The following is an 8460-nucleotide window of genomic DNA, read 5'->3' on the forward strand; positions in this document are numbered from 1 at the left end:
ACTCTGCCGACGAATAAACAATGAAACAAGAGACCCACCTTTCAGTGAAAACTTTCACTATTAATCCAATACTCGTTAAGAATTATAATCATTCATCGACAAATGATGTTTAATACTAGGGATCGCATCTTCTAAATGATGATTTACGTAAAGCAATGTTGTGCTACCTTCCCTAGCCAGTAAGTCGATCAGAGCTAAAACTTTAAGACGATTGATATCGTCTAAACCATTACAAGGCTCATCTAAAATCAGTAAGGCTGGGTGTTTCACCATTGCGCGGGCAAGTAACACTAAACGTTGATCACCAAAAGACAATTCTTGAAAAGGGGTCGCTGATTGTTTTTCGAGCGCCATAAGTGCCAACCACTGCTCGGCTAAGGCTATTTGATTTTTTGTGGCTTGTTGGTACAAACCTATGCTGTCGTAAAACCCTGATAACACCACATGTAATAACGAACAATTAACTCGGTAATCTAAATGAAATGCATTAGACAAGTACCCAATATATTGTTTGATTTGCCAAATGCTTTCGCCGCTTCCCCGTTGGTAACCAAATACAAAAATATCATTCACATAACACTGAGGGTGATCACCGGTGATCAAATTCAACAAGCAAGTTTTACCCGAACCATTTGGGCCAGTGACTTGCCAATGTTGTTGAGGCTGAATAGTCCAGTTCAGGCCACTAAATACAACATTTTCAGCGTAATTCACTTTAACATTAGTCAATTTGACTAATGGTTTTTTGCTGTCTAATGGATGAGGTGCAAAACTATCACCATCTTTAACAGGCAAAACCAAACTTTGCTGCTGCATATGTTGTAGCTGTTTTATGTGGGTTAGTTGTTCAACTAGATCACCTTCTATTTGGGTTTGCCATTGCAGGTTTCCAGACTGCATCAACACTAACTGCTGACAAAAGCTCGGTACTTCACTTACGCGGTTAAGTACTAACACTAAAGTCGTTTGATTCGAAATGTCTAACAGTAACCCATTAAAATCAGCACAAGCTTGGGTGTCTAATCCATCCCATGGCTCATCTAAAATAAGCAGTTCAGCTTGGTTTAATAAAGCTTTTGCTAAGAGTAATTTTCGGGTTTCACCTGTAGATAAGGCGCGAAATGGCCGTTGCAACATCCCCGACAGAGCAAACACCTCAGTGACCCGTTGCAGTAATCCTTGATCAATTTCATTAGGGTTTAAGTCTTCTAGCAAAATCTCTTGCACTGTTGTGGGTATGGGAATGATATCGAGAATATCCGCACAATCTTTTTGTTTTTCGGCCTCGATTAACGCTTGTTGTTGCTCTACTGACACCCAAGCTATATCAGCATCAACTTGGCACTGCCCCGCTAATAACTCCCCTTGCTGAGCAATAAAAGCCGCCAAAGCGGATTTACCGCTGCCGTTTGGCCCCAAAACAACCGTATGTTGCAAAGGTTTGATAGTGAGAGAATCAATATTTAAGTGAAAGTGATCACCAAAAACAGCGTGACAATTTTGAAGACTAACTAAGGACATAAAGAAAAAAAGTGAAAAAATTTGCAATATCCTAGCAGATATTCAAGTTTATTCATTATTAACCCTCAACTTCTGGGCGATATTACTCCACGTGCCGTGAAACGTTATGAACCTAGTTTATCAAAATGACTAATATTCAATTTTTGGTAGCGCATATTTTTCTTTAATTAATCTTCGTTGTTCAGCTACATTTTCAAATGCTTGCTGATAACCTTGGATCACAAAATCGGGGGTATCTAGGTTAAACGCTATGTAATTGCCAATTTCATTGACTTGCCACACTTGTTCATATTCCGCAGGATCAGCCTTTAATAACTTGGTTAAATGTTGAAAGCCATGAATAGAGACCATTATCATATCGACACGACCTTTTTGCATCATCAAAAAAGCGCGCTCAAGATCTGTTACTTTTGCCAAATTAAAGTCAGGGAAACCAATTTCTAGTAAAGATATTTCAGAAACATCACCTTGAATTGTCGCAACCTTATAACTTAATACATCGGCTAAGTTTTCAAACTTAAGGTTGGCGCTTTTCTTCGCCATTAATACATGAACCGATTTAAAAAGCGGCCCCACCCATTTAAATAACTTTTCACGAGCTGGCGTTCTAGACATGGTAAACAAAGCAGTATTCGGCGTTTTTAGTACGTTTCGGTATCCCCGTGCCCAAGGAACCATTAAAACATTCTGCTCAGGTAAGCCTAAATCTGCCCACATAAGTTTTAAAGAATCGATGGAAATTCCCGCCAATTTATTATCTTTCATAAAATTAGCAGGAGGGTAAGACTCAGTATAAAAAGTAACTTGTGGAAGCTTATCTAGTGTTAACTCTAGAGTATTAGCTGCGCTTGAATTTGAGAAAATAACGAGCAAAAGTGTCACACTACAAAAAAACACTTTAATCAATGCTGGCCCCCTTATTTAAAACTTAAATACATGACTGAGTGGTCATTAAAGACTATAGGAGTATTCAAACTTTTTATACAAAATTAAAAGGTGAATTTACTCGACTTTTTTAAATCTCACATCATGTTTCGCCATCCTTTTGTCAACATGGAACTACGTAAATGCTAATTAGGCTACTTTCTGCGCTTTGGATAAGAAGATTTCTGATACGAATTATCGTGACTGTCCTTTTAACTCGTTTTAACTCGTTGTGCTTTAATTCGTTGTGTTTTGAGGGGAGAGAGCCACGTCTCTTCCCCTAATTATCACTGTGTATTTACTCCCTTACTGCAGAGATACTATTTTATCTATCAAGCACTTGTCATCAGGTAATAAACCCGAAGCAGGCAGTCGTGGTACCAATTCTCTCCACTGTGGGTGCATAGCAAAGGCTTTCCTAAATAGTGGCAGGCTTTCATCCACCCTACCTATCGCCGCCAGCGTTGCCGCGTGCCAAAATACAGCTTCATGATTTTCCGGCATCATGACTTCTGCCTCGGCATAAGCAGCCAGGGCTTTATCCACCTCGCCCACTGTCATAAAGTCATCACCTTGTGTCATCTTAGTATATCCACGAGACACCTTTAACAGACGGCTTAATTCTTTAATGGGGTCAACGCTGTCTTCAACGCGCAGGTCAACTAACCGGCCCTTCCACACTGGGGTGCCTTTTTCGCCCTCAACCACCAGCATGGCCGCTGACTGTTTGCCACGAATGTCTCCTCCGGCATTCTGAGCAGCTTCCAGCGCTGCCATCATACGCCCAGCTAAATCTTCTTTACTAGTAGAAAAGGCATCGGCCATAGCCTTACACACAGTGGCATTTTCCATTAAATTGGCCTGTACCGTAAAGTTCTCTCCCAACATATTACAATGAGCAATGATGGCTTTGTCGCCTGTGTGCACGGCAGTTACACCATTAGCATCTATCATACCCACCTGACGGACATCCTGATGTTCATCTTTATTCAACAAAGACTGCAAACTGTCCTTAGCACTTTTCCCTTCAGCCATTGCGGCCAAACCTAAGGGTCCATAACTCACTTCAATAAAACTTTGCGTAGCGACGGCACCGACGCCAGGCTGTGCCCAAATAACATCTTTACCTACAGAAAACCAATGGGATTGAACCGCCGCACCCAATTGACCGCTTACCGGATCCCGAGCCACTATGGAATAAGTATGAGCTGGTCGTAGGGCAATATTATCGCGCTTAAAATCTGCGCCAAAGGCAAAGGAGCTAGCGGTTGTTGCTACACCTTGCAGAATCATAGCGAGTATTATTGTTGTTCTCATGTGATGACCTTTGTAATCTTATTAGAATGATAAATAGTAAGCATACTTATGCTCGGCCCCTGAAGCCAGAGCTGAATACTTAAAAGCAGCATAGTTCTCAACAACAATAACTTTAAATAATTAAGGGCAGTGTCAAATAAGGCTTGATATTAAACTTACACTATCGTCTTTAATCTTACGCAACCGCCCACTTTGTTTATTAAATTGAATCTGGCCCATTTTATTAACACCCTTCCCGCTTAGGGTTTCTTTATGATGGGTCTTATAATTCTCTTATGACTATCGATTTCAACAACACTGACCCCTTTATCATTATCACCTTTTATACTTTTATACTTTTATATTTTTATATTTTTATATTGAAAATATCTTTAATCATGATAAATCCGTAGTAGTTGACCGAGTTCAGTTTGGTTCGGTAAAGTTTGCAGTTAGGGAGCTGCTAAAGGAAAAATTACCCTTGTTGGGTTAAAATTAAGTTCCTGAGTGAATGAATCTTTTTGTGTTTGTTTTGTAATGCGTATATGACCAATAGCTTAGAGGGTAAATATGAACCATTCCATTAAACGGGTGCTTTGCATCCTAGCACTAAGTAGCCCAACGCTCGTCATGGCCAATGAGGCCTGTGATAAATTAAAGTCAGGCATATTAGTTGATGTTTTTGGCAGCGATGCCAGCATCGCGACATTCCGTGAGGGCTCTAAGTATGTACCACATAAGTTGTGTACAGCTAGCTGGGATAAGCCTAATCATCAAGAACTAACGAAGGCAGTCACCCAGTACGAAACCCAAAAGGCTATGGCAAAAATGCTGAAGCAGGAGTTTAACAAAATCGCTCCTCCTGCGGCCGGCTACTCGGTGAGTCTGACGATTATTGACCAAATTTTTGATTCGCCACAAGACGCTGTTGCTAGTCTTGAGAATACAGTTACTGAGCTTAGTAAGGGTGTCAATGTTACCGTAAAGGGAAAGGTGCATACGACACAGGTGGAGTTTAATGACTGGATTGAGGATATTGGTAACAAGGCCATTTGGGCGCCGAAACTAGGCGAGTTGCAAGTGGCAGATAATAACGGTCGCTTCGCAGTTACCGTGAAGGGTTTTAGCGACGCTAGCCAGAATTTATCTAAAGCGGTTAATTTAGCCAAGCAGATTGTGAATGATCATTAAGATTGCGCTTAACGATGAAAAAAGGGCAAAATATTGAGACACCCAAAGCAAAATATTGAGACACCCAAGGTAATAAACTACCCAATCGCAGCGTAATCTCCAAGTATAAAATCCTGCGGTTATTTAGATTCTTTGGTTTTAAAGTTAGAAATTTTAAATTTGTAGGGGCTGGACTCGCTTACAACGGTTGAATGTATAGTCAAACTCAAATTACAGGCACCGCGGTTGAACGCATGGCATGCAGATAGCTTTTCAAAGATGTGATAGTAATGATTCAGGCTTGTTGCAATAGCACTCTAGCCTTTGCCATCCCTCGTATACGTAGATGGTCTGTATGCTGTTTGAATTGTTGCAGCATATGTCGACTTCCTACCGCGGTATGGAAGTGTTGTTCGAACTCTGTCGTCAACGTTAACCATTGCTCTGAGTTAAGGCCTAGTCCCTCTAAAATAGGGCTGTTGTGATGCTCGATGTACCCCGCTTTATCCTCTCGAATACACCTACCCGTGCAATCCACTAATTCACAGTAATCAATTAGACTGTACGCAATACCTTTGGGCATGTTTTGTTTGTAATTTCCCACAAAGCGCATCAGTTTTCTCGGTTGTTCTCCTTTAATAAGAGCGTGAATACGTTGTTGAATACTGGTGTGTTTTGACGTTTCTGGTGTAGAGTTCATTTTAGCTCGAATAGGGTTTAAGTCTACATAAGCCATACAAGCTAACACCGCACTTTCATCTAACAATGCTTGGGATTTGAATCGCCCTTCCCAAAACCTACCAGTACAACCATCTTCTTTATTGGCTTCACGGGCTATGTGTTCATTGAGGTTGCGCATGAGCCAACTGATGTCATACAAACGTTGACGGTAAATTGTCACGGTTTCTTCTAGGCTCATAAACTCACTTTTACTGAGGCTATCCTCTCTTTGATATTTTTGACTCAACAGCGTGCCTTGGTATAACTGATGCCAACGCCTAATGATTTCTTTCATTGACCAGTTATCTGCCATGTCTTTATCCACACAAACAACCACATGGGTGTGATTACTCATGACTGCATAAGCACATATATCAATGGCAAACACACTGGCTAGAAACAACAACCGTTCTTCTACCCAACCTCGGCGATGTTCGTAACTTTGCCCCGTAAACTTATCCTCTCCGCACAAAAAAGAATGGCGAACACAGCGGGAAACACAGTGGTAATAAGGGGTATCGATTAAACTGATTTGGGTTTTACGTGGCTGAGGCATAACAGACCATCCGTGGTTGTTTGAGTACCTTAAAGTTTAGGACAAAGCAGCTGTTTTGCTACTTTTTAAAAATGGGTGTCTTCTTAATTGGGTGTTCTTAATTGGGTGTCTTCTTAATTGTTCTTCTTAATTGTTCTTAATTGCTTTATAAGTAAATGATTACTCATTACTGGGGTCTTTTAAGCTTTTATTAATTTCCAATAAACTCTTTTCAACAAAACTTAAAACAGCTGCAACTGCCGCTACAACCAAAGCTGTTGAATATGCCAATATCTCTAACGCATCATGGTTTTGATAATAATAATGAATTGATAGAAAAATGAGAGACGACAATATGAAAAAGTTAACAGCTCTATTTCTGTGCTTTCTTATTATTCGTTTTAGTTTTGCTTCATCCATGCTTAGTAATACTCCTGAAAGTGACTTTACTTATAACGCTTTGCTAAGCGGAAAATAATGGTTGGCTATAATCGCGAAGCGATGGCCAACTGTTATTTTTCCGTTTTAGCAACTTGTTAGGCTGTTATGGCCATGAGTTAATCTATTTCTTGATTGACTGTCGCAGCCCCGTTTGCCCAAATAATTTAATTTTCATGTCTGGCCCTACACCATCAAAGTATGCATGCACACCCGTTTCATGAACAAACTCACGGTATTTACTTTCAATCGGTATCATAACAAGGGGTAGGCGGTTGCCTGCGGGGAAGTCAAACTTGAGTATATTATGTTCGTAAGCGACTGAAACCTCCCAGCCTTGTTCAGGAAAAACGTAAGTACCTGCAAGTGATTTCAATTCTTCTGAAGAATAGGCTTTTCGTTTAACTTTCTCTCCTTGAAACACTGGCCAGTTATAGGCGCGGGACACAGAACTCAAGAATGCTTCACCAAGATTCGAGGCATTATCAGAATTGCTCAGAAACACAGCTCCGTCACCTGTTTGCAAATTCAAAGTCATCCCTGCCCTGTAGCCAACGGTACCACCATAATGTGTTATAAACACTTGGTCACCGTTGGCAATTTGTCTAAATCCATAAACATGATTTTGGATAGGATTATCCAGTAGCTCTCGAATGTTAGATTTAGTGAATACATTACTTTCGCCATGATAACCTTTGCTTATCTCAATAAGGAACATGGCCAAATCGGTTGCCGTTGCCCATAATCCTGCCGCCGCTTGTTCTGGGTAGTTATTCCACCCTCCAGGAACAATGGTGCCATCCACTTGATGTCCGCTAGCAGTATAAGAGTGACGATCATCGGGTAATGACACAGTAAACTCTGCTTGCTTCATAGCTAAAGGGGTAATCAGCCATTCATTCATGATCGTTTCAAATGGTTTGCGTAGTTTATCCTGCAAAGCAATTTCTGCGACGGTGTAACCTCCACCTGAATAAGCTAGAGCTGCGCCAGGTGTGTTGGTCACTTCAACTTTAGGCGAATTAGTAGGGGCTTCTCCTAGGACGATCTGTTGGTCGCTTGGAAACGGTTCTTTCTTTGTATATCCAGCATAACCTCCCCTCGTAACTCCTGACGTATGGGAAAATAAGTTACGGAATGTTACTGGGTTTTCGCTGGTTTGTCGGCCAACCGGAAGTTGGTAGGATGAAAGGTAGGTTTCAATGTCACGATCAAAATCTATATCCCCAGCTGTTTTAATACGCATCGCCGCAAGAACAGTTAATGGCTTAGCAAGAGAACCTGCTTGGAATAGACTACTACAACTGGCTTGAGGACCACTTCTTTTGAGCCGCCCCCAAGTTGCACTCCAATCTAGTTTTCCGTTATGGATTACTGCGACTGAAAAAGCAGGCGTCTTTGAAATAGCCATATCCATTTCAATATTGGTAGGCTTTATATCTCCATCAAACACAACCTGAGGTAGTATGCCGTTTTCAACTTTATTCTTACGCTCTTGTGCATCACTTGCCACATAGCAATTCCAGTAATTGAGATTAGCATGCTGGCTGTTTTCAATCTCTAATACTCCAGATGCATTAGCAGTGGTTGAACTAATTACGCTAGCTAACACCGTTATAAGTTGGATTCTTTTGTTCATGTCTAGTTTCCGAGCATTTAACTTAATTGGATGAGTGGATGAGTGGATGAGTGGATGAAATATCGATCAGCCTAACGCCCATTTAAGAGGCAAAATATAGTTGGCTAAAATAGGTGAACGTAGTGAACAAAAAGCCAACTGTATTTTGTTCTGCTTGAAATTCTTGTATGGATAATACACCTACCCATTAACCCCTTTTAAAACAGTTTACGGTAAA

The 8460-nt window shown here is 40.8% G+C and carries 7 protein-coding genes; 1 reads left to right on the forward strand and 6 read right to left on the reverse strand.

Annotation, left to right across the window (positions count from 1 at the left end):
* Positions 1 to 75: 75 nt before the first annotated feature.
* From modF to AAC000_RS04225, 3 genes are all read right to left on the reverse strand, one after another.
* Positions 76 to 1521, reverse strand: coding sequence for a molybdate ABC transporter ATP-binding protein ModF (gene modF / locus AAC000_RS04215; RefSeq protein WP_339720388.1), 1446 nt, complete (start codon positions 1519 to 1521; stop codon positions 76 to 78).
* Positions 1522 to 1650: 129 nt separating this feature from the next.
* On the reverse strand, positions 1651 to 2418 hold the full coding sequence (locus AAC000_RS04220) for an ABC transporter substrate-binding protein (RefSeq protein ID WP_339720390.1): 768 nt from the start codon (positions 2416 to 2418) through the stop codon (positions 1651 to 1653).
* A gap of 333 nt (positions 2419 to 2751) precedes the next feature.
* A complete protein-coding gene (locus tag AAC000_RS04225) occupies positions 2752 to 3762 on the reverse strand; it encodes a DUF1028 domain-containing protein (RefSeq protein WP_339720362.1) in 1011 nt (336 codons plus the stop codon).
* Between the two features lie 549 nt (positions 3763 to 4311).
* On the opposite strand from AAC000_RS04225, the gene AAC000_RS04230 reads away from it, so the two are divergent.
* Entirely contained in the window at positions 4312 to 4932 is a 621-nt protein-coding gene (locus AAC000_RS04230) for a hypothetical protein (RefSeq protein WP_339720363.1), read from the forward strand.
* Positions 4933 to 5206: 274 nt separating this feature from the next.
* On the opposite strand, the gene AAC000_RS04235 is transcribed toward AAC000_RS04230, so the two are convergent.
* The 3 genes from AAC000_RS04235 to AAC000_RS04245 form a co-directional block, all read right to left on the reverse strand.
* Positions 5207 to 6187 (reverse strand): transposase, encoded by a 981-nt coding sequence (locus AAC000_RS04235; RefSeq protein WP_339720364.1) that lies wholly within the window; start codon positions 6185 to 6187, stop codon positions 5207 to 5209.
* A 159-nt stretch (positions 6188 to 6346) separates the two neighbouring features.
* The gene (locus AAC000_RS04240; RefSeq protein WP_339720366.1) at positions 6347 to 6586 is read right to left on the reverse strand and encodes a hypothetical protein; all 240 of its coding nucleotides are present in this window, start codon (positions 6584 to 6586) and stop codon (positions 6347 to 6349) included.
* 142 nt (positions 6587 to 6728) lie between these two features.
* The gene (locus tag AAC000_RS04245; protein WP_339720368.1) at positions 6729 to 8243 is read right to left on the reverse strand and encodes a serine hydrolase domain-containing protein; all 1515 of its coding nucleotides are present in this window, start codon (positions 8241 to 8243) and stop codon (positions 6729 to 6731) included.
* Positions 8244 to 8460: the final 217 nt, after the last annotated feature.

The organism is uncultured Paraglaciecola sp., assembly GCF_963977085.1.
GTDB lineage: Bacteria > Pseudomonadota > Gammaproteobacteria > Enterobacterales > Alteromonadaceae > Paraglaciecola.

Bases quoted from the DNA above. Each gene is read 5' to 3' on its own strand.
- modF (WP_339720388.1), bottom strand. From the start codon at position 1,521: ATGTCCTTAGTTAGTCTTCAAAATTGTCACGCTGTTTTTGGTGATCAC.
- AAC000_RS04225 (WP_339720362.1), bottom strand. From the start codon at position 3,762: ATGAGAACAACAATAATACTCGCTATGATTCTGCAAGGTGTAGCAACA.
- AAC000_RS04230 (WP_339720363.1), top strand. From the start codon at position 4,312: ATGAACCATTCCATTAAACGGGTGCTTTGCATCCTAGCACTAAGTAGC.
- AAC000_RS04235 (WP_339720364.1), bottom strand. From the start codon at position 6,187: ATGCCTCAGCCACGTAAAACCCAAATCAGTTTAATCGATACCCCTTAT.
- AAC000_RS04240 (WP_339720366.1), bottom strand. From the start codon at position 6,586: ATGGATGAAGCAAAACTAAAACGAATAATAAGAAAGCACAGAAATAGA.
- AAC000_RS04245 (WP_339720368.1), bottom strand. From the start codon at position 8,243: ATGAACAAAAGAATCCAACTTATAACGGTGTTAGCTAGCGTAATTAGT.